General features: G+C 56.8%; 21 protein-coding genes. 3 read left to right on the top strand and 18 right to left on the bottom strand.

The window, feature by feature from the left end:
- Window positions 1–53: 53 nt before the first annotated feature.
- From GT495_RS08000 to GT495_RS07945, 12 genes are all read right to left on the bottom strand, one after another.
- Entirely contained in the window at window positions 54–728 is a 675-nt protein-coding gene (locus tag GT495_RS08000; RefSeq protein WP_117640460.1) for a triose-phosphate isomerase, read from the bottom strand.
- Window positions 729–776: 48 nt separating this feature from the next.
- Window positions 777–1,130, bottom strand: a complete 354-nt coding sequence (locus tag GT495_RS07995) for a PTS glucitol/sorbitol transporter subunit IIA (RefSeq protein WP_117640461.1) — start codon at window positions 1,128–1,130, stop codon at window positions 777–779.
- 19 nt (window positions 1,131–1,149) lie between these two features.
- Window positions 1,150–1,533, bottom strand: a complete 384-nt coding sequence (locus GT495_RS07990; RefSeq protein WP_117640462.1) for a transcriptional regulator GutM — start codon at window positions 1,531–1,533, stop codon at window positions 1,150–1,152.
- 29 nt (window positions 1,534–1,562) lie between these two features.
- Entirely contained in the window at window positions 1,563–2,582 is a 1,020-nt protein-coding gene (locus GT495_RS07985; protein ID WP_161162221.1) for a PTS glucitol/sorbitol transporter subunit IIB, read from the bottom strand.
- A gap of 29 nt (window positions 2,583–2,611) precedes the next feature.
- Complete coding sequence (locus tag GT495_RS07980; protein ID WP_152076179.1) at window positions 2,612–3,157, bottom strand: PTS glucitol/sorbitol transporter subunit IIC; 546 nt, start codon at window positions 3,155–3,157, stop codon at window positions 2,612–2,614.
- Window positions 3,158–3,341: 184 nt separating this feature from the next.
- The gene (locus tag GT495_RS07975; RefSeq protein ID WP_161162220.1) at window positions 3,342–4,838 is read right to left on the bottom strand and encodes a xylulokinase; all 1,497 of its coding nucleotides are present in this window, start codon (window positions 4,836–4,838) and stop codon (window positions 3,342–3,344) included.
- Between the two features lie 9 nt (window positions 4,839–4,847).
- Window positions 4,848–5,690, bottom strand: coding sequence for a class II aldolase (locus tag GT495_RS07970; RefSeq protein ID WP_156599803.1), 843 nt, complete (start codon window positions 5,688–5,690; stop codon window positions 4,848–4,850).
- Window positions 5,691–5,874: 184 nt separating this feature from the next.
- Entirely contained in the window at window positions 5,875–6,531 is a 657-nt protein-coding gene (locus tag GT495_RS07965; RefSeq protein WP_161162219.1) for an HAD family phosphatase, read from the bottom strand.
- 238 nt (window positions 6,532–6,769) lie between these two features.
- Entirely contained in the window at window positions 6,770–8,845 is a 2,076-nt protein-coding gene (locus GT495_RS07960; RefSeq protein WP_161162218.1) for a translation factor GTPase family protein, read from the bottom strand.
- Between the two features lie 310 nt (window positions 8,846–9,155).
- A complete protein-coding gene (locus GT495_RS07955) occupies window positions 9,156–9,920 on the bottom strand; it encodes an amino acid ABC transporter ATP-binding protein (protein ID WP_161162217.1) in 765 nt (254 codons plus the stop codon).
- A complete protein-coding gene (locus tag GT495_RS07950) occupies window positions 9,913–10,566 on the bottom strand; it encodes an amino acid ABC transporter permease (protein WP_240128146.1) in 654 nt (217 codons plus the stop codon). The genes GT495_RS07955 and GT495_RS07950 overlap by 8 nt, the downstream gene beginning before the upstream one ends.
- Before the next feature lie 138 nt (window positions 10,567–10,704).
- On the bottom strand, window positions 10,705–11,565 hold the full coding sequence (locus GT495_RS07945; RefSeq protein ID WP_161162216.1) for a transporter substrate-binding domain-containing protein: 861 nt from the start codon (window positions 11,563–11,565) through the stop codon (window positions 10,705–10,707).
- Between the two features lie 203 nt (window positions 11,566–11,768).
- Here GT495_RS07945 and rlmD point away from each other — a divergent pair, with 203 nt between their 5' ends.
- Window positions 11,769–13,217 (top strand): 23S rRNA (uracil(1939)-C(5))-methyltransferase RlmD, encoded by a 1,449-nt coding sequence (rlmD, locus tag GT495_RS07940; protein WP_161162215.1) that lies wholly within the window; start codon window positions 11,769–11,771, stop codon window positions 13,215–13,217.
- A 155-nt stretch (window positions 13,218–13,372) separates the two neighbouring features.
- Here the strand turns inward: rlmD and GT495_RS07935 are convergent, their stop codons facing one another.
- The 5 genes from GT495_RS07935 to tilS form a co-directional block, all read right to left on the bottom strand.
- On the bottom strand, window positions 13,373–14,194 hold the full coding sequence (locus GT495_RS07935) for a PHP domain-containing protein (RefSeq protein ID WP_161162214.1): 822 nt from the start codon (window positions 14,192–14,194) through the stop codon (window positions 13,373–13,375).
- A 159-nt stretch (window positions 14,195–14,353) separates the two neighbouring features.
- Window positions 14,354–15,544, bottom strand: coding sequence for a pyridoxal phosphate-dependent aminotransferase (locus GT495_RS07930; RefSeq protein WP_161162213.1), 1,191 nt, complete (start codon window positions 15,542–15,544; stop codon window positions 14,354–14,356).
- Between the two features lie 169 nt (window positions 15,545–15,713).
- Window positions 15,714–17,717, bottom strand: coding sequence for an ATP-dependent zinc metalloprotease FtsH (gene ftsH, locus GT495_RS07925; protein ID WP_240128148.1), 2,004 nt, complete (start codon window positions 17,715–17,717; stop codon window positions 15,714–15,716).
- Window positions 17,718–17,861: 144 nt separating this feature from the next.
- Window positions 17,862–18,410, bottom strand: a complete 549-nt coding sequence (gene hpt / locus GT495_RS07920) for a hypoxanthine phosphoribosyltransferase (RefSeq protein ID WP_117774133.1) — start codon at window positions 18,408–18,410, stop codon at window positions 17,862–17,864.
- A gap of 147 nt (window positions 18,411–18,557) precedes the next feature.
- A complete protein-coding gene (gene tilS / locus GT495_RS07915; protein ID WP_192924177.1) occupies window positions 18,558–20,099 on the bottom strand; it encodes a tRNA lysidine(34) synthetase TilS in 1,542 nt (513 codons plus the stop codon).
- A gap of 48 nt (window positions 20,100–20,147) precedes the next feature.
- Here tilS and GT495_RS07910 point away from each other — a divergent pair, with 48 nt between their 5' ends.
- The gene (locus GT495_RS07910; RefSeq protein ID WP_161162212.1) at window positions 20,148–20,957 is read left to right on the top strand and encodes an MBL fold metallo-hydrolase; all 810 of its coding nucleotides are present in this window, start codon (window positions 20,148–20,150) and stop codon (window positions 20,955–20,957) included.
- Between the two features lie 82 nt (window positions 20,958–21,039).
- Here the strand turns inward: GT495_RS07910 and GT495_RS07905 are convergent, their stop codons facing one another.
- A complete protein-coding gene (locus tag GT495_RS07905) occupies window positions 21,040–21,471 on the bottom strand; it encodes an Hsp20/alpha crystallin family protein (RefSeq protein WP_118289496.1) in 432 nt (143 codons plus the stop codon).
- 276 nt (window positions 21,472–21,747) lie between these two features.
- Here GT495_RS07905 and GT495_RS07900 point away from each other — a divergent pair, with 276 nt between their 5' ends.
- Window positions 21,748–22,215 carry a hypothetical protein gene (locus GT495_RS07900; protein ID WP_161162211.1) on the top strand — a complete coding sequence of 156 codons (468 nt, stop codon included), beginning with the start codon at window positions 21,748–21,750 and terminating at the stop codon, window positions 22,213–22,215.
- Window positions 22,216–22,351 lie beyond the last annotated feature (136 nt).

Raw genomic sequence — 22,351 nt, 5'->3', positions numbered from 1 at the left:
AATTCCAAAACGCAAAAAGGCGAACCCGTGGGTTCGCCTTTTTGTAGACGGTTTTAGTCCAGCGCGTCAAACAGCTCCGTAAGCAACGCTGCCCTGTCATCCGTAATCGCCAGGGCACTCGAAATGCCGGTGCCTTGCGCGCCAAGTCCAATCAAGCGACGAACATCGCCTCCACACCTGATTCCCGCTCCCTCCATGATAACGATGTCGGGATTGATGGACCGTACGGCAGCGATGGTCTCTGCGATATAATCATCGCCGCTTGTATGGCCGGTTCCCACAAGGCTGCTCGGCTCGCAAAGAATCACGTCCGGATCCATCGCCGCAACCGCTTTGGACTCAGTCACGCTATCGGCTGCAACAATGGTTAGAATCTCAAGCTCACGAGCGCGATCGATCGTTGCCGCCAACTTATCAACGGTCAGGGGGTGTGCCGTGTGATTTAGAAAGACAGCTTGAACTCCCGCGCTCTTAAGCGACTCAAGAGGTGTCAGTCCCATTCCTTTTCCGTCACCGATAAGATCGGCATGCTGCGCTGTGGGAATTGCAAATTTCAAATCCTTCGCAACTGCGCAGAGCTCGGGAACGGGAGCAGTCCAAAAAATCGAATGATCTCGATCTTTTGCGATTTCATCCGTAAGATGAGCCGCTGCAATTGAATCGTCCGCAAGCAAATAGGTCTTAGGACTGACCGTGAAAAGTGGCAGTTTTAAATCGGAACGTTTCATGAGAACACGTCCTTTCCGACTAATACATGGCCTGCCATACCGAGCGATTTAGCCGTTGAAGCTAATCTCGATGCCGGTTTCCAGCTTGGGAAGCACGCTTGGTGTCACGAGAACCGTTCCAGGAAGCAGCTCTCGCTCGTCATCGAACGCAATGGTTAGATGACCGAGCCCTCCCATGTTCTCGTTCGCAGCTTCACCAAACTCCTTAATCGTGTAGACCTGATCGCCGATGGAAATGGTGCCGCCCTCAGCAAGCACGTTATCCTCCGTGGGAGTTCCATCGTGAACGACGCAGATGTCGCGCAACTCTGCAGGAGCGGTCGGGCCAAACAGGACCACCATCTTCTCGTTGAGAAGTTCCTCAACAAACGAGCCGATCTCAGTGACCTTAACCTTGTACATTTGATTTCTCCTATCTTTGTTACGCCGCAGGCGCAGTCATTGACCTGTCGATAACACGAATAGCCTGGGCAAAAGCATCGTGATAGCTTTCGTTGGCCAGATGGTCTAGGGCGGTCTCGATATTCAGCCCCAGCATCTCGCTCATCTCCGAAAACTCTGGTTTGAGGGAAAGCCCTTTGAGCTCATAGCAACCGTTAATCACGCCATCATGATCAGTCAGAATCATCACAAACGCCTTTCGGCTAAAACTCACCTTGCACATACCCGTGCCCAAGTATCCCTCATGATCGCGAGCGCGCTCATGGATAAGAATGCGCACCCTCTTCCAGTAGCGATACTGGGTGAATGTTCCTGCAAGCCATACGAGAATAAAGAAGGCTATTGTAATGAGCGCGTTGAGCATAGTGGGCCTTTCCCTCTTAAAGCTTCAGTTTACAGGCCAAAGGACAGTACGTAGGCAAGAATAATCTGAATCGGGGTGGTAATCAGCTTGCCAAACAGGAATGCAGGGTAACCGATTTCGATCGTCTCGGGCTTTGCCTCCATGAGAGTCATGCCAACGGGAGCAAAGTCGGAACCAACCTGGCAGTTGACGGCAAAGAAGCCGGGAAGGGCAAAGTTGGCGGGAATCGTGCCGTTGGCGATTTGGTTGCCAACAAGGACAGAAAGCACAGAAGCGATGATTGCGCCCGGGCAGATCAAAGGCGAAAGGAACGGGATTGAGCAGAACATGCCAATTGCCAGCATACCGGGCAGCGAGCCCGCAAGCGGAGTGAGAACGCCGGCGAGAACGTTCGCGAAACCCGTGTAGTTAATAATGCCGATCAACACCGAGACAAACGCCATAAAGGGGATGATGTTGCGGATAACATCGTTCACGGTATCGCGCGCAGCCTGGTAGATGATGCTGATAACGCGGCCGACACCGGTGCCGATCTTGGAGACAACGTCCATAAACCCGTTAGACTGTTTGGACGCAATCTCGGCACGTCCCTCTGCAATCTTTGCGTGAACGTTTTCCTTCGTCGTCTCCTCGTATGCCTTTTCGGTCTTTACCGGCTCAGCGGGAACATCCGCAGCATCGACAAGAGCGATGCAATCGGGATTGACATCGGACGCAAAGAGATCCTCGGTGATGAACTGTGCCAGAGGGCCAGACGGGGAACCAGGTTTGATGTTCAGCGTCTTAAGGCCCATCTTGGGATAAGTGCCGCAGCGGGCCACGCCAGCGCAGTCGATAACAACAGCGCATGCCTGATCGGTCTCGATCGGGTCCTTAAACTGGTCGTGCGCCTCGGCGCCGGTAAGCTCCGCGATGCGAAGGGCAACCGGGCTGATTCCGCCCAGGGTCACGCTCAGAACATAGGGCTTTTCGGCCGTGGGGGTAATGATAAGGGGTCCGCCCCAACCGTTGGCGCCGTGGGACGCCTTTACGCTTTTGAATTCACTCATGATCTAGACTCTCCTTTTGCGCTGAACTTCTAGGCGGCAAGCTTAGCTTCGTTGCGCTTCTTCATGATGAGGTACAGCTTTTCGGTGACGATGCCCTTGATCAGGCAAACGATCAGGCCAACGACGAGGAAGCGGATAGCAAGCTCAGAGGAGTTCTTTCCCAGTGCCTCGTAGCCAGCCGAGATGCCAAGCCAAACAAAAAGCTCGGACGAGTTGGCGTGCGGGAAAAGACCGACGATGGGATGCATCATGGACACGACTGCATCGTAGAATGCAGGTTTGTAGTCCTCCTCGACAAACACACCAAAGGTGTACGCCATCGGGTTGCAGAGGAAGAAGGTACAAAGGAATGGAATGAGGGTATAGCGGAGAACTGCATATTTGGTGCACTTCTTCATGAACCCATAGACGCGCTCCTCGCCAATCAGCTGGATGATTGCCTTGATCGTAAGGATCAGGCAAATCAGCATGGGGATCATGCCCGTGATAAACGAGGCAAACTGCTCGCCCGCAGCATTAAAAAGGCCGGTAAAGCCCTCCGCAAGGAAGATAAGGAAATCGTTTACTGCTCCCATTTTCATTCTCCTTAATTGATGTTCGTTACTGTTGTCGTCCTACCTGAGCTCCCGCTCCTCCCCTTTCATTTGGCCATATACGCTCATGGTTGTCTACGGTCGTCTATATATTACAAAGTGACTGCCTTCTGAGTTTTGCCCTTGCATTCCTTTCGGTGAATGGTTGGTTTTGTAGGGCAAACGGCTATGCGCTCTTTAGCTCATAGATGTTTTCCAATGCCTTAAATATGCGCATATACCTGTCAAAACGCACATTGTATATCTCGTGGACTTTGTCGCTTTTTTCAACGGAATCTAGCCTTTTGCAGACCCCGGCGGCAACATCGGCCAAATCTTGTCCGCAAGAAGCTGAAAGCACTAGCAATGCCGCGCCCTGACCGGCACCGGACGATTCCATGCGCACTAAATCGATTCCCAACACGTTTGAGAGCGTTTGCGCCCAAAAATCGTTCTTAGCCCCTCCGCCAACAAGCCTGATACCGAACCACTCTTGCGAATGGTTCACGGATTCCTTGAGTTCCCTGAGGGCATATGCCGTGCCCTCCATAAGTGCCCTCTCAAGCTCCGAACGCGTCGTGTCAAGGTCAAGCCCCAAAAAGGCACCTCGAACCGAAGGACAACCGTGCAAGACCTTTTCCCCCGACAGATGCGGATAGAACATGAGGTCCCTCATTTCGTAGAAAGGATCCTCAACGACCTTGTCCTCGAGATCGTAGGAGTCGCTGTCTAGAATCTGCCCGTACCACCACTCCTTAGCTCCGCCACACGACCTAATACTGAGTTGAACTTGCGTCTTAAGGGTATTACCCCATTTAAACAATACGGGCTTACCGACATCTGGAAGTTCAACCCCTTCGGCCGAATACATCAGCACACCGCTTGTGCCAAGCGAAATGGTGGGAATGCCCTCCAGGAGACAGCCCGTACAAATCGCCGCCGCAGGATTATCACCCGTCCCCCTTACAATCGAAGCGTCTGCGGGAATTCCCGTCTCAGCCGACGCCCTTTCGCTAACGACCCCGATAACCTTGTCGGAAGGCTCGACAGCGGGAAGCAACGACTCGGGAACCCCAAAATGCTCGCAAACCTCGTCAATCCAAGTTTGTTTCTTATTATCGAAAAGCCCCGTTGTCGACGCTCCGCAATAGTCCATGCCGGGATATCCGCCAAACTTGAGAGCGATCCAATCCGAAACCGAAAGGAATACCTCGCTCTTGGAAAGAGCCGCTGGGTTGTTTTTAGCCATCCATGCAAGGTTCATTGCCGGAACCCCAGTTGAAAGGAAGCTGGCAACCTGAGGAAGACCTACAGCTAGCGCCCACTGCTTCTCATCAAAAACAGTGTCAATCGTGCGTTGATCATTCCACATTATCGCCGGACATGTCGGAACCCCAGCAGCATCAACCAGCACCGTCGTATGCATTTGCCCGGTGGCTCCAACGCCCTTAATTAGAGACAGGTCGACCTTTTTCCCAAGCAAGGCGCACGCCGAACAGACGGCATCCCACCATATCCCAGGTTCGATCTCTCTCCAACCGGGATGAGGCTCAGAGCATTCGTAAGCCTCGCTTGCAGTTGCGACAACTTTTCCACTTTCATCAATGCACGTAAGCTTCACCGATGACGTGCCAACATCGACACCAAGGTAGAGCGCGCCCATTATCGCCTCATCCATATCCATAATTCCGCTTTACTCAGCGATGCCGTTGATGGCGCGAGTCGTTTTGTAGGCAACGGCCGCAACGGCTTCTCGAGCATCGATTAGCACCTTGGCAAGATTGTGCTCATTGTTGTTTGCCTCATACGCCTTGCCAACAGTTGTGATGTAGGCCTTGCGCAGGTCGCTTGCGATATTGATCTTGGACATCTTGTGCGGCTGCATCGCGTGGATGGTCTCGTAGGGAATTCCCGAGCCGCCATGAAGAACGAGGGGACACGGAGATACCTCTGCAAGCTTCTCAAGCAGCGGCAAATCGATGCGTGGCTCATCTTCGAGGCCATGAACATTACCGATGGACACAGCCAGCAAATCACAGCCCGTGCGCTCTACGAACTCACAAACCTGATCCGGGTCGGTCTTAAGATCCGCCTCGGAAACATGATCGTCCTCCTTGCCCTTGATGGCGCCAAGCTCCGCCTCGACGGGCACGCCATAGCAATGGCAATAGTCGACCGCCTGGCGTGAGAAGCGAATGTTCTCTTCAAAGGAAAGCGCGGCACCGTCGATCATGACAGAGGTAAAGCCGGCCTGGACCGCCTGGCGTACGTCCTCAAGCGTCTTGCCGTGATCAAGATGCAGGCACGTGGGAACGATATAATCCTCCGCCGCGCGCTTTACGATGGATGCGATCATGCCGTAATCGGACAGCTTGACGTTAGTAGGGGCGATCTGGAGAATACCCGGCATCCCGGCCCTCTGCAATCCATCCAGGATACCCAAGGTCATCTCCATGTTCGTCGTGTTATATGCGGGAAGGAGCCATCCGTTCTTGCGTGCAATCTGGATCAGCTCAGTCGAAGTTACAACTGCCATGATTCCTCCAACCGGGTTACGGCAATTCGAGTTGAGTTTTCGTTCCAGATACTTATATAGACGTCTATGTACCTGTTTATAGACGACTATATACCTTTTTGATTTACGCGCAAAGCACTAAATGCATCGAATCGAAAAAAGGGGCTGCCGAGAAGCACTCGACAGCCCCTTTCATTTGGCATGCTCACCCCAACGCCCCATTTGCCAGCATATCGGTAACGTCGTTTAGGCTCGAAACTATTGCCGTGGCCAATCTTTCCATCTCATCTGTCGGCTCAGAGAGATCGGGGACCATGACAGTGCAAAATCCTCCTGCAAATCCCGCGCGCACCCCGTTATAGGAATCCTCTAAAACGAGGGATTTCTGCGGTGAAGCTCCTAGCTCATCCGCCGCTTTCAAAAAGACGTCTGGGTAAGGCTTGGCGTGTTCGACCTCAACACCAGAGACGATCGAATCGAAATAAGAGAGTATTCCTCCCCTTATCAAATTTGCCTCGATCATTTTTCTGCTCGATGATGAAGCAACTGCCATCGGAATTCCCTCAGCCTGAAGATAGTCGAGAAGCCGATCTAATCCGAGTTTCTTCTCTGCGCCCTGAGCCAGCGCTTCATGCGCTATTTCGTAAAAACGGCCAACAAACGCTTGAGAATCGACCTCATCACCATACCACTCGCGAATAATGGACACCGCTTCCGATCCATTGGTGCCACGCATGGCGTCCGCAAGGCCCTCTTTGCATTCAACCTCAAACTCAATTGAGGTTTTAGGCCAGCAGGAAGCCCAAATCGGCTCAGTATCGAACATTAGCCCGTCCATATCGAAGATAACCGCCTCGAACATATTGCCTCCTTGTTCAGATAGACGTCTATATACGTTTATTCTATCAAAGGAGGTCTATCTTTCGCCGCAGCATGAAAGGAGGCGGGTCCCAGTAAAAGCCGGCAGGCACCTCGCCCACCAAAAACCACCACGATGGGGACTATCCCCATCGTGGTGGTTGCCCTACATCGATCTACTTGGCGTGTCACTTCCAGAGCGGCCCTTGCATTGGCACCTTCATTGCAGACAAAACCACACGTTACTTGGCGCGGCCCTCCTCATAGCGCTCGACCAGCTTGGCCTGAACGTCATAAGGCACCTGTTCATAGCCTGCAGGCTTCATGGTAAAGTCGCCCGTGCCGCGCGTGATAGAGCGCAGACGCGTCGAATAATCCGTCAGCTCAGCCAGCGGGGCTTGAGCGATGACCACGGTGTCACCGCGCTCATCGGTCTCCATGCCCGTCACGCGACCGCGCGAGGCCGAGATGTCACCCATCACGGCGCCGGCGTAGCTCTCGGGGATCGTCACCGTGATTTCCTCGATGGGCTCCAGCACCACCGGATCGGCGTCGGCGCATGCCTTGCGCAGGCCAATGCGAGCCGCCGCGCGGAACGCCATCTCGTTGGAGTCGACGCTGTGATACGAGCCGTCGTACACAGCCACGCGAATCCCCGTAAGCGGGTAGCCGGCAATGATGCCGTCCTTCATGGTCTCCTGAACGCCCTTGTCCACGGCGGGGATCAGCGAGCGCGGAATGCGGCCGCCCACGACCTCGTCCACAAACTCATAGCCATCGCTCGTGCCGTCGGGCCCAATGAGCGGCTCCACGCGCAGCCAGCAGTCGCCGTACTGACCGGCGCCGCCGGTCTGCTTCTTGTGGCGACCCTGGGCGCTTGCTGTGCGGCGGATAGTCTCGCGATACGGAATACGAATCGGAACGCTCTTTGCCACAACCTTGGTACGGTCCTCAAGGCGATTGAGCAGCACCGAAACCTGTGCCTCGCCCACCGCCGAGATAATAGTCTGGCCCGTCTCCTCGTCGCGGTCGATGCTCATGGTCGGGTCTGCCTTGCAGGCCTTCTCGATAAACGTGTAGAGCTTCTCCTCGTCGCCGCGGTTCTCGGCCTCGATAGCAATGCGGTACTGCGAGTTGGGGAACTTAAACGCCGCGGCCTCGACCTTGCCGGTAATGGAGAGCGTGTCGCCCGTCTCGGCAGCCAGCTTGGGCGCCACGATGATGTCGCCGGCATAAGCATGCCCGACCTCGGTCATGTCACGACCGCACATTACATACAGGTGAGCCAGACGCTCGCCCTTACGCGTGCGCGCATTGATCAGCTCAAGGCCCGGCTCAAGCGTACCCGTCAGTACCTTGATAAAGCTGATGCGGCCCTGCTGCGGGTCGGCCAGCGTCTTAAACACAAATGCCACCGGACGGTCATCGTCACTCGAGATCTTGAGCGAGTCGCCGTCGATGAGCGGCATCTCGCCGTAGTCCATCGGCGCCGGGAAGTACGTGGCGATATCGTCCATCAGCGAGTTGACGCCCTGCTCCTTAATGCAATCGCCCGCAAAGACCGGCACAAAGATGCGCTCGGCGATCGCCTTCGACAGCAGGCTTTCAAGCTCCTCCTGCGCCAGCGTCTCCTCGCCTTCCAAGTACTTCATCATCAGCTCGTCGTCGGCCTCGGCCACCAACTCGCACAAATGGTCGTGGGCCTCCTCGGCCTGGGCACGATACTCCTCGGGAATCTCCGACTCAACGGCTTCGGTGCCGTTGCAATGGCGCGCCTTCATGCGCACCAGGTCGATGATGCCGTCAAAGCCCTCGCCCTCGCCCCAGCCCAGGGTCACGGCGCCCAAGCGTGTACCAAAGCGCTCCTGCAGCAGTTCCATGGTGGACGCAAAGCTGGCCTCGGGACGCGACAGGCGGTTTACGAACACCGCGCGCGCCAGGCGCAGGTCCTCCGCCGCATACCAAAGCTTAACCGTCGTCGGCTGCGGGCCGGCCTCGGCGTCGACCACAAACAGAGCCGTCTCGCAGACGCTCATCGCGGCAAAGGCGTCGCCGATAAAATCGGGGTAGCACGGGGCATCGAGCACGTTGATGCGGGCGCCCTTCCAGTCGATCGGTGCGATGGTCGTCGAGATGGAAAACGCACGCTTGACCTCTTCGGGGTCATAGTCGAGCGTGGGCTTGGTGCCGTCGTGGCCGCCCAGGCGGGCGGTCTTGCCGGAAAGGTGGAGCATGGCCTCGGCGAGTGAGGTCTTGCCCACCCCGCCTTGGCCTACGAGCACCACGTTCCTTACGTTGCCGGTCTTGGGAGCACCCATGATGACCTCCTTGCAGGGCCGCGCGCGATGCGCGACGCCAACGGGGAGAGTTCGCGGTCGGTGCCGTCCCGGGAGCAGCATGGTCGGCAACCGAGCCGACTCACCCTCCAAATGTCCTATGCCACCACCCTACCCTCACGGGCGACTGTCCATGCACACCTTTCGGCGCACGTATGGATACAGGCGGCGAGAGGAAGGAGAGCGCATGCGAGGCGATTATTGGACCCCGCCGATGCAAATAAAATGTCGCCGCAGGCCATAAGATCTGCGGCGACATCACCTCAATTAATAGTTGAGTAAATAGCTGAGTCTACCCCTCGATACGGCTCAAGAACTCGCGGGTACGCTGCTCGCGCGGATGGTCGATGACCTGCTCGGCAGGACCTTCCTCGACAATACGACCGCCGTCCATAAAGACCACGCGGTCGGCAACATCGCGCGCAAACTGCATCGCGTGGGTCACGATTACCATCGTCATATTCTGCGCTGCCAGGTCCTTAATGACACGCAGCACCTCGGCCGTCAGCTCGGGGTCGAGCGCCGAGGTCGGCTCATCAAAGAACAAGATTTCCGGATCGAGCGCCAGGGCGCGGGCAATACTCACGCGCTGCTGCTGACCGCCCGAAAGCTCACACGGCACCTTGTTCTCGTTACCCGTAAGCCCCATCTGTGCAATAAGCTCGTGTGCGCGGGCCTCCGCCTGCTCGCGCGGGCGCTTAAGCACGCGGATCGGTGCATCGGTGATATTTTTCATCACGGTATAGTGCGGGAACAGATTGTAGTTTTGAAACACCAGACCAAACCGCGAGCGTGCCTGTTTAGGTACATCGCCCTTTGCGTACACTGCGCCCGAACCCGCATCCGTCGCGACGGCAAGGTCGCCAAACGAGAGCGAGCCACCGTCGAGCGTCTCGAGCAGCGTGGCACAGCGCAGCAGCGTGGACTTACCGCCGCCCGAAGGCCCGATAATCGCCACGACCTCGCCACGCTTGACCTCGAGCGAGATATCCTTGAGCACCTCATTGCCGCCAAACGCCTTACGCGCGCTATCGATTTTCATCACTGAGTTAGTCATGATAGTAATCCAATTTTTTCTCCGCGGCGTCCAACAGCATCTCGACCACAAAGTTAAAGACCCAGTAAATCAGCGCCGCGATCGCAAACGGCACCATACTCACTTGCGAGGCAACCAGCGCCTTGGCCGTCGAGAACATCTCCCCCACGCCAATGGCGAACGCCAGCGACGTGTCCTTGACCAGTGTGATGATCTCGTTGCCCATCGCCGGCAAAATGCGCTTGGCGACCTGCGGCATCACGATATACAGAAACGTCTGCATGCGCGAGTAGCCCAGCACCTCGGCAGCCTCGTATTGACCGTGCGGAATGGACTGCAGACCCGAGCGATAAATCTCGGCAAAGTAGCCGGCATAGTTGATGATGAACGCCACGACACACGCCGTCCATTTGGAATCAGGCGTCAGCGAAATGCCAAACACGTAGTACGGGGCAAAGTAGATGGCAAACATCTGTAGCATAAGCGGCGTGCCGCGCATCACCGAAATATAGATGCGCGCGATCCAGCGAAGTGGCGCAATTTTGCTCATGCGCATAAACGCCACGGGGATTCCCAGCGGAATCGACCCCAGCAGCGTCAGCACAAACAGCTGCAAACTGACCAAGAATCCCTGGCCAAGCATCTGCATCATGACCTGAATAGACAACCTAAGCTCTCTTTCGCGACAACAGAACAGCGGGCGTTAATTGAAATAGGCACAGTGCCCAAGATTGCGAGCGACAAGCCCGACGACGCGTACTTTGGTACGCGAGGAGGGTTGGAGCCGCAAGGTTGGGTGCTGTGGCTATTTCAAAACCCAGTTGTCGAAGGACAGACCATAGCTTGAATACTTGTCGCAGAGGTTCTTGACCGTGCCATCCTCGTAGAGTGCCTTGAGTGACTCGGTCACGGCATCGGCTGACTTGGTGTCGCCCTTCTTAAAGCCGACGGCATAGTGCTCGCTGGACAGCGGCTTGTCGAGCTGCGTATAGGCATCGGGCTTGGCGGCAAGCTGATACTGAGCGATCGAGAGGTCACAGGCAACGGCATCGACTGCACCACTCTCGAGCTGCATAAACGCCGTGTTGTACTCACCGATGGTGTCGAGCGTGGCAAACGTCGCGGCCAGATCCTTCTGGTCGCCCTCGAGCACATCCTGTGCGGCGGAATCAGTCTGGGTAATCACGGTCTTGCCGGCAAGATCGTCCCAGCTCTTGATGCCCGCGTCCTTCTTGACCACGAGCACCTGCTCGTTGAGCATGTACGGCTCGGAGAACGTGTAGTCGTCCTCGCGGCCCTCCATGGTAAAGCCGTTCCAGATGCAGTTGATGGCGCCAGAGTTGAGCAGCGTATCCTTGGCATCCCAATCGATGGCCTCGTAATCGACATCCCAGCCCTGCTTATCGGCAACGGCCTTGGCAAGGTCGAGATCAAAGCCCGTGTACTTGCCGTCATCGCCCACAAAGCCGTACGGAGGATAGGACTTGTCAAAGCCCACGACGAGCTTCTTGGACTCTGCAGCTCCCTTCACGTCCTTGGCTGCGGCAGAACCGGCAGCGGAGCCCTTGCCAGCACCACCGCCGCAGCCGACAAGGCCAAGGCCAAGCACCGTGGCGAGCGAGCCGGCTAGACCAACAAACTGACGACGAGACATATCGGTATTCATGGTATTCCCCTTGATGGCACTTTAGTTAGGTAAAGTGAGTCATGTAACGTCCAGAATCATACACTTTAGTGAGATGGAGCACAAGAGAGGGCAACCTTCGTTGAACTTATCACTGACAGGAAATGGGCGCTTGCATATCGCCCGCTAGCTTGGCACGGTACAATGCTTTCAGATTTCAATTTGTAAATTAGTGGGGTTAATTCATGGCAGAATCTCGTGCGGAGCGTAAGGCTCGTCGTGCTTTGATCGAGGCGGCTGAGGGGTCGAAGGAGGCGAAATCTTCTACGAAACCCAAGTCTTCTAAAGCTGCAAAAAGCAAATCGACCAAGCGCAGGGCTAAGGCCAAGCGTTCTGGCTCTCGTCGGAATGGGGATAAGGCGCCTCAGACTCGCTCCAAGCGTCCGCATAAAGGTCCGGTTTCGTCTGCGCGTAAGGCTGTGGACCCCAAGTCTCCCTGTTCGATCATGAAAGCTTGCGGTGGGTGCACGGCGCTCAACCGTCCTTATAAGAAGCAGCTGGCGGCCAAGCAGTCTGCTATGGAGGAGCTGTTTGCTGAGCTCTGTGAGCGCGAGGGTATTGTCGTTGATCCCATTCGCGGTATGGGTGTTACCCTGGGCGACCCGGGCAGGTATCCTGCGCCGCGTGGTTTTCGTCATAAGGCTGCCACTCCGTTTGCTCCCGGTAAGGAGGGCACTGTCCGTTGCGGTTTCTTTGAGCGCGGCACGCACAAGATCGTTGCCGTACCCGGGTGTCCTGTCGAGGCGCCGGGTGCCCGTCAGATTCTCAACGGCATCGCACGCGAAGCTGAGCGGCTGCATATTCCCGCCTTTAATGAGGACAAACATCTCGGTCTGCTTCGCTATGCCGTCGTCCGCTGCGGTTGGCGTACCGACCAGGTCATGGTTACGCTCGTGACCGCCCAGCGTGACTTACCGCATGCGCAGGAGTTCTTTGAGGCTGTCGCGGCGCTCGATCCGCATATCGTCACCGTTGCCCAAAATATCAATGGCCGTCCCGGTAACGCCATCTTGGGTGAGGAGACTCGTATCGTCTATGGCGCCGAGTGCATGCGCGACCAGCTGCTCGGTTGCGAATTCGATATCTCCCCTACCGCGTTCTATCAGACCAATCCGCAGCAGACCGAGCTGCTCTATCAGCTCGCGATTGACGGCATGAACCTGCAGCAGGGTGACATTCTCATGGACGCTTACTGCGGCAGCGGCACCATCGGTCTGTGCGCCGCGAAGGATGCCCAGGACAGAGGTGTCGGCATTATGCTGCTCGGCGTGGAGCGCAACCCGGCGGGCATTGCCGACGCACGTCGCAATGCCGAGCTCAACGGCCTCACCCGCAGCGCTTGGTTTATGGCCGACGACGCCACCGATTACATCCTGGACGCCGCCGATAACAACGAGCGCGTTGACGTTCTCTCCATCGACCCGCCGCGCGCCGGCTCCACGCCCGAGTTTCTTGAAGCCGCCCGCGCACTTAAGCCGCGCCGTATCACCTATATCAGCTGCAATCCCGTGACCCAAGAGCGCGACCTGCACCAGCTCCTCGACGGAGGCTATCGCCTGCTCAAGATCACGCCGGTCGACATGTTCCCTCATACCGACCACACCGAGACTGTCGCGGTCCTCGAGCGTCGCTAATCCACCCCGGTAGATTTTTGGGACATGCCTTAAAATCTACCTTCACCATCGCCAGCAAATAGTAGATTTTAAGGCATGTCCCAAAAATCTACCGGCACAAGAAAGGGACGGCCCGTCTGGACCGCCCCCTTCTTTCGTTGGACATATGAGTCTCGTTACATCCCCTTGCGCAGGTCACACACGCCTGCCGCCGCCATCTCGCGCAGCAGCGTCTCGCGGTCGCGCGTCACGATCAGGTCCAGTGGGAAGTGAATCTCGTCGAGCATCTTGCGCGCCTGGTCGAGTTTGCCAATGGCCATACCAATGTGTGCGTCGGTCGAGACACCGATCCCCACGCCCAGCTCGGCACAGCGCTCGGCAATCTTGCGACACACGTTCCAATGCTCGGCATCCGTGCCATGCTCAAGACTATGGTTGTTGATCTCGATAATCTTGTGCTTGGCCTTGGCTGCCAACAGCACCTCATCGATATCGAACGGCACGCCCGAACGACCCGTATGCCCAAGCATGAACACCTTGGGGTGCTCCAGGGCATTGACATACATCTCAGTCGTCTGGGCGAGCGTCGCGCCTTCGGCAAACTGTGAATTATGCACGCTTGCCACCAAATAATCCAAATTGCGCGACACCAAATCGAACAGCGAATGCTGGTGGCTGTACGAATCACCGGCAATATCGAGCGAAACGGGAATGTCCTCGCCAAACAAGCTTCCGTCCAGTGAAACGATATCGGCCTCGGCGCCGCGAAGCAGCAGCACGCCGCTCCAAATGCGTGGCCAGATACCCTGGTTAATAAAGAACTGGAAACTGCGCAGGTCATTGGGACAAGGCGTAACCATCGAGCTTAAATGATCAGCGGAACCGAGCACCTGCAGGCCGCGCTCTGCCGCCCAATATATGTTCTCCTCGATGGTTGAATACGCATGCGCAGAGAACATCGTATGAGTATGGATATCACAAGAAAGCAGGTAGGGCATCGGGTCTCCTTATCCGGTATGGCCGTCGCGTATATTCATTGTACGCATAGCATTCGATGGTCGTAAAACCGCTCCATTCCAACGACACAAGGTCCATGGCAACGGGGCCTGGCTTAAACCCAAACCCCGTTTCACGTAAAACATTGTAAGCAGAGCGCTTTACTTTGGACGATACTCGTCGGCCAGCCGCTTCCAGGCGGGCAGCGAGTTGACGATAGTCTCGTAGCTCACGCAGTAGCCCAAGCGGAACCAACCCGGCATACCAAAACTGTCCGAGGGAACCGCAAGCAACTCATACTTCTTTGCGCGCTCGCAAAATGCATTCGCATCGGGCTCGAGCGCCTTCACCCACAGGTAGAACGCGCCGTCCGGCTCAACATAGGTATAGCCGTAGTCCGCCAAGGCGTCGATGAGCGCCGTGCGGTTGCGGGCATAGGCCTCGACATCACTCGGCTCATCGATGCAATCGATAATCACGCGCTGGAAGAGCGCCGGCGCGCACACAAAGCCCAGCGTACGGGCGGCACCGGCAACGGCGGGCATCAGACGCGCAGCCTGCGGATTGGTGTTGGGAACCAAGATCCACCCAACGCGCTCGCCCGGTAGCGAAAGCGACTTGGAATACGAGTAGCACACGATGGTGTGCTCGTAGATCGAAGGCACCCAAGGCACCTCGGCGCCATAGACAATCTCGCGATACGGCTCATCCGAGATGAGCGTGATTGGGTTCTCGGGATCGCGCTTGGCGTTGACCTCGCGTAAAACATTGGCCAGTCGCGTCAGGGTATCGCGCGTATACACGGCACCGGTCGGGTTGTTGGGTGAGTCGATAATGACGGCAGCCGTCTTATCGGTAATCGCCCTGAGCACGTTATCCACGCTCAGCTGGAACGTATCTTCATCGGCGAGCGCCTCGACACACGTACAGCCGGCCTTCTCAATCCACACGCGATACTCCGGGAAGTACGGGGCGATAACAATGACCTCGTCACCCGGGTTCGTAACGGCATTGAGCGTGCAGGTGAGCGAAGCCGCCGCGCCCACGGTCATAAAGACATCCTTGCCCTCATAGCTCGTACCGAAGCGACGGTTGAGCGACTCAGCCACAGCGGTACGGCACTGTGGCAGGCCCGGTGCGGGCGTGTATCCGTGCAGCTGTTCACTCGGCAGTTCAAGCGCCTTTTTGATGGACTCTGCGACGGCAGCGGGAGCAGGAACGCTCGGGTTGCCCAGCGAGAAATCGAACACGTTTTCCGCGCCGATTTGCGCCTTGCGCTCAAGTCCATAGCTAAAAATCTCGCGGATGATGGAGCTCTCCGCACCGCGAGCATACATAGTTTCGTTGATCATCTGTTCCCCTTTCGCATAGGCGGTATTGTACGCTTTAGTCGGGCAAAGCGCCGCAGCAATGTTGATTGGGGACAGACTTAAATGCGTGAAAACGCTCATTTAAGTCTGTCCCCAATCAACAAAGGAAAAGCCTCCGCAGGTTTCCCCGCGGAGGCTTTCGCTACAAGAACTATTTGTCGGCGTCGTCGTCGGTGTCGACATCGGCACCGACGACGGCATGGTCATCGTCAGCATCATCGGATGCGGCTTCGGCATCCTCCTGCATGGCCGCCTGCGCAAAGGCCGCGGCATCTGCCGCAAGTTCCTCCTCGCTCATGCGAGGCGCACGCTTCTTGGTCGGCATGCCGGCTGCCTTGGCGTTGCGCTCCTCCTTGGCTGCCAGGACATCGCCCTCGCGCTCAAGGTAGGCATCCCACTCGTTGTCGAGCAGGGCGTTCACGGCGTCGCCTTCGACGGTCTCGCGCTCAAGCAGCACCTTGGCCATCAGATCGAGCTGATCGCGGCGGGCATCCAGGATCTCGACCGCACGGCGATGGGCCTCACGCATAATGCGCTGGACCTCGATATCGATGCGACGCGCCGTCTCCTCGGAGTAATCCTGATGATCGGCATAGTCGCGGCCCAGGAATACCTGATGCTGCGCCTCGCCAAACACTTGCGTGCCGAGTTCCTCGCTCATGCCCAGGCGCGTGACCATCTCGCGCGCCATCTTGGTCGCGCGCTCCAGGTCGTTGCTTGCGCCCGACGTGATGTCGTCGCACATGAGTTCCTCGGCAACGCGACCGCCCAAGAACACGGCGAGCTCGTCAAGCATCTCGTTCTTGGTCTTGAGGAAGTGGTCCTCCTGCGGAAGCTGCAGCGTGTAGCCCAGCGCCTGGCCGCGGCTGACGATCGAAATCTTGTGGACCGGATCGGAATGCTCCAAGATGTGACCCACCAGGGCATGGCCGCTCTCGTGGTAGGCAATCGTGGTGCGCTCGGCTTCGGTCATCACACGACCCTTGCGTTGCGGTCCGGCAATCACGCGCTCCATCGATTCCTCGACCTCGTCCATCGAGATCACGGAACGATGGCGGCGGGCAGCCAGCAGCGCAGACTCGTTGAGCAGATTTGCCAGATCGGCGCCGGTAAAGCCAACGGTCATCTGGGCGAGCTTCTCAAACTTCACGTCCTCGTCCATCGGCTTGTTCTCGGCATGCACGCGCAAGATCTGCTCGCGGCCCTTCACATCCGGACGGTCGACCGTGACCTGACGGTCAAAACGACCGGGACGCAGTAATGCCGGATCCAAGATGTCAGGACGGTTGGTCGCAGCGATCAGGATGACCGACTCGCTCTCCTCAAAACCGTCCATCTCGACCAGCAGCTGGTTGAGCGTCTGCTCGCGCTCGTCGTGACCGCCGCCCAAGCCAGCTCCGCGCTGACGTCCCACGGCATCGATCTCATCGATGAAGATGATCGACGGGGCCTGGGACTTGGCCTCCTTAAAGAGGTCACGCACACGGCTGGCGCCGACACCCACGAACATCTCGACAAAGTCGGAACCAGAGATGCTAAAGAACGGCACGCCCGCCTCGCCGGCAACGGCCTTAGCCAGCAGCGTTTTACCGGTGCCCGGAGGCCCCACCAGCAACACGCCACGCGGGGTCTTGGCGCCCAGTTTGCGATAGCGATCCGGATCGCTCAAAAAGTCACGGATCTCCTCGAGCTCCTCGACTGCCTCGTCCACGCCGGCAACGTCTTCAAACTTGACCTTGGGGCGCGTGGCCTCGTTGGTCTTGGCGTTGGTCTTGCCAAACTGCATGTTCCTGTTGTTGGCGCCCATCATCTGGCGCATAAAGTAGAACATAATGGCGATCAGGGCGATCGTCGGAAGCACGCTCATCGCCAGGTCGCCCCAAAAATCGGGATCGTTGGTGTTGACGATGTACTTGGTATCGGGGTGCTCCGCCATAAGCTCGGCAAGCGAATCGGAGCCGACATAGGTCGAGGAGAAGCTCTTGAGCTCGCTCGTATCGCCCTTGTCCTTCTTCGTCTTCCAGTAATGACCCGTCACGCTTCCGTCTTGAACCGTATAGGTCAGATCTTCGACGCGATCCTGCTTGATGGCGCTCACCATCTCGCTCGTCGCGAGCTTTACGGTATTGCTGGAATTGGCAAAGCCGGAGCCCATGTTAAAGAAGGCGTAGCCCAGGAGCGCGCAAGCCAAAATAAAATACAGCCAGCCCGTACGCGTGGGCTTCCTGCCTCCAGACTCCCCGGGATCTTAGGCTCCCGGGGAGTCTGGGAATTGTTATCGTTACGGTCGTCGGGCATCTTACGAATAAACCTCCGGTTTCAAAATGCCCAGATACGGAAGGTTACGATAGCGCTCGGCATAGTCGAGGCCGTAGCCCACCACAAAGGCATCGGGGCAATGGGTTCCAACATACTTGGGCGTGATGGCCGAGGTACGGTCCTCAACGTCCTTCCACAGGAAGGCGGCGACCTCCAGAGAAGCGGGCTTGCGGCTCTCGAGGTTCTTCATCAGATACTTGAGCGTCAGGCCCGAGTCCAGAATGTCCTCGACGATCAGCACGTCGCGACCGCGGATGTCGATATCCAGGTCCTTAATGATACGCACGATACCCGAGGACTTCACGCCGTCACCATAGCTCGAAACAGCCATGAAATCGATGTTGGTCGGCAGCTCGATCTTGCGCATCAGGTCGCCCATAAAGACCACGGCGCCGCGCAGGACCGCAATCAGCACCAGATCCTTACCCGCGTAATCGCGAGTAATCTGCTCGCCTAGGCGAGAGACGATACCGTCGATATCCTCCTGCGTAAACAGGACCTTCTCGATATCCGGATGTTGAGAAGCCATGACAACCCTTTCTTGTGCTTATCGCCCACACACCGCCGTATGGACGCGAGCTTCACATTCTAGCAGCGCACGGGGTATATTTTCCAGCCCGTACGCCATCAGCGCGGGAATACCGTCAACGTCGCACAGAATAGCTGGCGTGGGACGCTATTCCGCATCGACCACACGAAGCAGATACGCCACGCGCGTTGCGGCCGTGCATTTAAAACGCTCGTCCGTGCGAACGCCTGCGACCCATACCACGGCACCTCCCGGAGCCGTTCTCACCACAGGAACGCCTGCGCGCTCAGAAACGGGAATACGAGCCTCGTTGAGCAGGTCGGATACCTTCTTACTTCGCCCACTCATGCCCAACGGACACATCACATCCCCCGGCACGGGACCGTCTACCCACAGACGCGCCAAACGCGCCTCGGCGGGAATCTCCCCGCGCGAGCCGGCGAGCATCCGTTCGCTATCGCGATCGGCAAAGCCCAGCGTCGCGGCATCCACCATAGCGACCACCCCTCCGGCACCCGCAAGTTCGCGGGCACGGCGCACAATATCACACCCCGGCTCGACGGCTATCGGCTCTGCCACCAGGATGCGGCCCGCCCCCAGCGGCAATCGACCGGGAATGGTGACCCAATCGGCAACTAACCCCTCGCGCGCCGCCGGGGCCTTGAATGACAGCATGCCAAACTCCACGCGCGCATCGATTCCCGCCGGCAGCGTGACCGAACCCGAGCCTTCGGCGACACAGGCAAGCACGCGCTCCACATGCCGCATCTCCGGGCGAGCGTCGGGGTCGATACGCTTAATTGCCAGTCGCACCATACGCCGAGCAATCACCACCTCGGCCGCGGCCAGTCGGCGAGCGTCAAGGACCAGTGCACCCGCCGCCTCCTTACGCAGGCAGCTTCGAAACGCCTGCGCGGAAAGCTGGGAAAGAAATGCGTCCTCATCGCCTAAGATCTCGCAGGCGGCGCCAATCGTCTTACAGACGCTCGCGTTGCGCTGCGCCACCACCGGCATCACTCGATGGCGCACGTAGTTTCGCAGATACGAGATATCCTCATTGCTCTCGTCTTCACGCCACGGCTGACCATGTACCTGTAGATAGCCCACGAGCTCATCATGAGTCAGGTCGAGCAAGGGACGCACCACGATATTCCTCCGGCGAGGAATGCTCGATAGGCCAGCGGGCCCCGAACCCTTAATCGCGTTCATCAAAAACGTTTCCGCGCGATCCGAAGACGTGTGCGCGGTGCAGATACGAGCCGCCGTTCGCGGTGCCCCCGTCTGGGCGCAGAGCTCGCGGACATACCTCCGCGCCGCGGCATAGCGCACCTCGCGGGCAGCCGCCTCGATATTGCCCGATTCATCATCAAAATAGGCATGCTCAACACACAGCGGCAAGCCATATTGTGCGCATAGGCCGCGCACAAAGGCCTCGTCGCCATCGGATGCCTCACCGCGCAGATGATGGTTCACATGCAGCACGTGCAGTCGCTCGCGCGCGATGGGGGCTACACCACGCCCATCCAGAATATCCAACTTTGATGTGCATGCCATAAGGAGCAAAGCCGTCGAGTCCGCACCACCTGATACCATGAGCACCACGGGGGCAGCCGTCTGCCGCGTTGCCAGGGCTTTATCATCGGCCCACGATGCAGCATGGTGTCCATAATGCTGAGATACCGTTGGCATTTGCTTCCTCCTCTATTCGTTCGCACCCATTGTATCCTTTGGAATCTTATGTCTCGCCTGCACCTTCATATCCTCGGCAGCGGCTCAAAAGGCAACTGCGCACTCGTCGAGGGGCCTCAGGGGCTCATCATGATCGATAACGGCCTGTCCCGCCGCGAGACACTTAAACGCATGGCGGAGCTTGGCCTCTCGGCAGACGACGTCGCCGCTCTTGTAATCACTCATGAGCATGGAGACCATATCAAGGGGCTCGATGTATGGTGCAAGCACTGGCATGGTCCCCTCTTTGCCAGTAGGGACACCCTTTCATGCAAAGAAAACCTCGCGCACCTGCCCGTGGAGGAATTTGACCCCGGCGACACACTCCCCATTGCCGGCATCCAGGTACAAACCTACTCAACATCGCACGATGTCATCAATCCTGTCGGCTATCGATTCAATGCTCTCGATGATTCCATTGGGTTTGCCACCGACACCGGAGAGTTGTCGAGCAAGGCCATAGGCATCCTCAAAGACTGTCGAGTTCTCGCGCTCGAAAGCAACCACGATGTAACTATGTTGCGCGAAGGACCGTACCCACGCTTTCTTCAGGAGCGCATCCTGTCCACAAAGGGGCATCTCTCCAACAACCAAGCCGCCGAAGCCGCGCGAGAACTTGTTACCGATCGCACAGAACAGCTCATCGCCATGCACATCAGCCAGGACAATAATCGTCCAAGCCTTACCGTCAAAAGCTATGCCAAAGCTCTAGCCGCAACCCTGGATGACGAGGTCGGCAGCTCCGCCACCCTTCTCCATGGATCGCGAAAACTCTCGATACGCCCCGCCAGCCAGCACCGGCCAGCAACCATTCAATAGACTGTCCTAGACAACAAAAGGGGCCGGGAATCGCTTCCCAGCCCCTTTTGCTGTCTTTAAATAGCGCAGAACACCAACGAAGTTAGTCGATAGAGATCTTCGTGACGTTCTTCTTCTCGACGATCTTAGGAACCGTAACGGTGAGGATGCCGTCAGCATACTTAGCAGAGAGACCCTCGCTCGAAGCGTCCTTCAGATATACGCCACGCGTCGCGCTGTACGAGCTAAACTCCTTCTGCAGGTAGTTCTTGCCCTCGTTCTCCTCGTCCTCCACAACGTTCACGCTAATGGACAGACGGCCTTCATTAAGCTCAACATCGATGTCATCCTTAGCGACACCCGTCAGATAGGCCTTGACCTCATAGCCGTCGCCCTTATCCTCAACGTCAACGGGGAACGCCTTGGAAGCAATCGAGTTGTTTGCAAGGTCGGTCATATCATCAAACAGATCGAACAGCGAGCTAGCAGAAGGACGAACGCCAAAAACCGAACGATAAGGAACCATGCTTGCCATGTTTACCACTCCTTGAAAGGACTGCCGAGCCATCTTCTAGGTGACTGGGACTTCTTTTGACGCTCTTATATATGCCCACACAGTGCTTATATATACATCGACTATAAAGTTTTTTGAGTCCAGTACTATAAGCATATCTAAGTGTATGTGACTCAGGTTTAATAACGTTAAGGTTCTTTGAACCAAAGCTTAAATAACAAGTATGTTCGCAGCTACAAATAACAAGGGGCTTACAATGAGCGCGTACACGTTGTTGGTAACGAGCTAAAGGGCATCATGGACGATCAAAAACAGGACAACACGTTTATGCCGGAGCAGGACGAAGCATCCAGCCCGCAACCGATTCGGTTCCATCGCCCCCACATCTCGCAAGAGCCCATCAATGATCCAGAGCCCAAATATGTGACAAGAAACCGATATCAAACACTCGAAGAGGCACAAACGGGGCGCAAACATATGGGTTTCGCCTCGGGAGACCCTGTATATCTGAAAGACGCACCATTATCTAAAAACAGCGCAGATAGGGATGAGCCGATGAAAGCATCCGCCGCTCATCGACAAAGAGGGCCTCGACCCAAGCAAACCTTGACGCACTCGGCTCGCTATCTCGAAACGCCAAAACAGGGAAAACCAATCTTCGTTTCGTCAAGTAAACGACGCAAGCAACATCGACTGACAATCCTGCTTTTGATCATTGTGGCCATAGCAGTCGCCCTCGTTATTCGATTTATTTTCTTTAAATAAAAGCTCAATACCAAAAACGATAAGATCGTCTGGTGTAATTGAGTCATTTACGCCCCGTAAATCAGAACCACCCTTAAAAAGGGTGGTTTGCTCTTAGGGTATAACCCACGGGCCCCGGGCTCGCGTCTAAAGGCGC

It is taken from the genome of Collinsella sp. BIOML-A6 (genome assembly GCF_009875845.1).
Taxonomy (GTDB): domain Bacteria; phylum Actinomycetota; class Coriobacteriia; order Coriobacteriales; family Coriobacteriaceae; genus Collinsella; species Collinsella aerofaciens_H.
The sequence above is the reverse complement of the archived record's forward strand: the minus strand, read 5'-3'. Positions and strand labels throughout refer to the sequence as shown.

What these genes read in the sequence shown, in the direction of transcription:
- GT495_RS08000 (WP_117640460.1), bottom strand. Translation starts at nt 728, where the DNA reads ATGAAACGTTCCGATTTAAAACTGCCACTTTTCACGGTCAGTCCTAAG.
- GT495_RS07995 (WP_117640461.1), bottom strand. Translation starts at nt 1,130, where the DNA reads ATGTACAAGGTTAAGGTCACTGAGATCGGCTCGTTTGTTGAGGAACTT.
- GT495_RS07990 (WP_117640462.1), bottom strand. Translation starts at nt 1,533, where the DNA reads ATGCTCAACGCGCTCATTACAATAGCCTTCTTTATTCTCGTATGGCTT.
- GT495_RS07985 (WP_161162221.1), bottom strand. Translation starts at nt 2,582, where the DNA reads ATGAGTGAATTCAAAAGCGTAAAGGCGTCCCACGGCGCCAACGGTTGG.
- GT495_RS07980 (WP_152076179.1), bottom strand. Translation starts at nt 3,157, where the DNA reads ATGGGAGCAGTAAACGATTTCCTTATCTTCCTTGCGGAGGGCTTTACC.
- GT495_RS07975 (WP_161162220.1), bottom strand. Translation starts at nt 4,838, where the DNA reads ATGGATATGGATGAGGCGATAATGGGCGCGCTCTACCTTGGTGTCGAT.
- GT495_RS07970 (WP_156599803.1), bottom strand. Translation starts at nt 5,690, where the DNA reads ATGGCAGTTGTAACTTCGACTGAGCTGATCCAGATTGCACGCAAGAAC.
- GT495_RS07965 (WP_161162219.1), bottom strand. Translation starts at nt 6,531, where the DNA reads ATGTTCGAGGCGGTTATCTTCGATATGGACGGGCTAATGTTCGATACT.
- GT495_RS07960 (WP_161162218.1), bottom strand. Translation starts at nt 8,845, where the DNA reads ATGGGTGCTCCCAAGACCGGCAACGTAAGGAACGTGGTGCTCGTAGGC.
- GT495_RS07955 (WP_161162217.1), bottom strand. Translation starts at nt 9,920, where the DNA reads ATGACTAACTCAGTGATGAAAATCGATAGCGCGCGTAAGGCGTTTGGC.
- GT495_RS07945 (WP_161162216.1), bottom strand. Translation starts at nt 11,565, where the DNA reads ATGAATACCGATATGTCTCGTCGTCAGTTTGTTGGTCTAGCCGGCTCG.
- rlmD (WP_161162215.1), top strand. Translation starts at nt 11,769, where the DNA reads ATGGCAGAATCTCGTGCGGAGCGTAAGGCTCGTCGTGCTTTGATCGAG.
- GT495_RS07935 (WP_161162214.1), bottom strand. Translation starts at nt 14,194, where the DNA reads ATGCCCTACCTGCTTTCTTGTGATATCCATACTCATACGATGTTCTCT.
- GT495_RS07930 (WP_161162213.1), bottom strand. Translation starts at nt 15,544, where the DNA reads ATGATCAACGAAACTATGTATGCTCGCGGTGCGGAGAGCTCCATCATC.
- ftsH (WP_240128148.1), bottom strand. Translation starts at nt 17,717, where the DNA reads ATGGGCTCCGGCTTTGCCAATTCCAGCAATACCGTAAAGCTCGCGACG.
- hpt (WP_117774133.1), bottom strand. Translation starts at nt 18,410, where the DNA reads ATGGCTTCTCAACATCCGGATATCGAGAAGGTCCTGTTTACGCAGGAG.
- tilS (WP_192924177.1), bottom strand. Translation starts at nt 20,099, where the DNA reads ATGCCAACGGTATCTCAGCATTATGGACACCATGCTGCATCGTGGGCC.
- GT495_RS07910 (WP_161162212.1), top strand. Translation starts at nt 20,148, where the DNA reads ATGTCTCGCCTGCACCTTCATATCCTCGGCAGCGGCTCAAAAGGCAAC.
- GT495_RS07905 (WP_118289496.1), bottom strand. Translation starts at nt 21,471, where the DNA reads ATGGCAAGCATGGTTCCTTATCGTTCGGTTTTTGGCGTTCGTCCTTCT.
- GT495_RS07900 (WP_161162211.1), top strand. Translation starts at nt 21,748, where the DNA reads ATGGACGATCAAAAACAGGACAACACGTTTATGCCGGAGCAGGACGAA.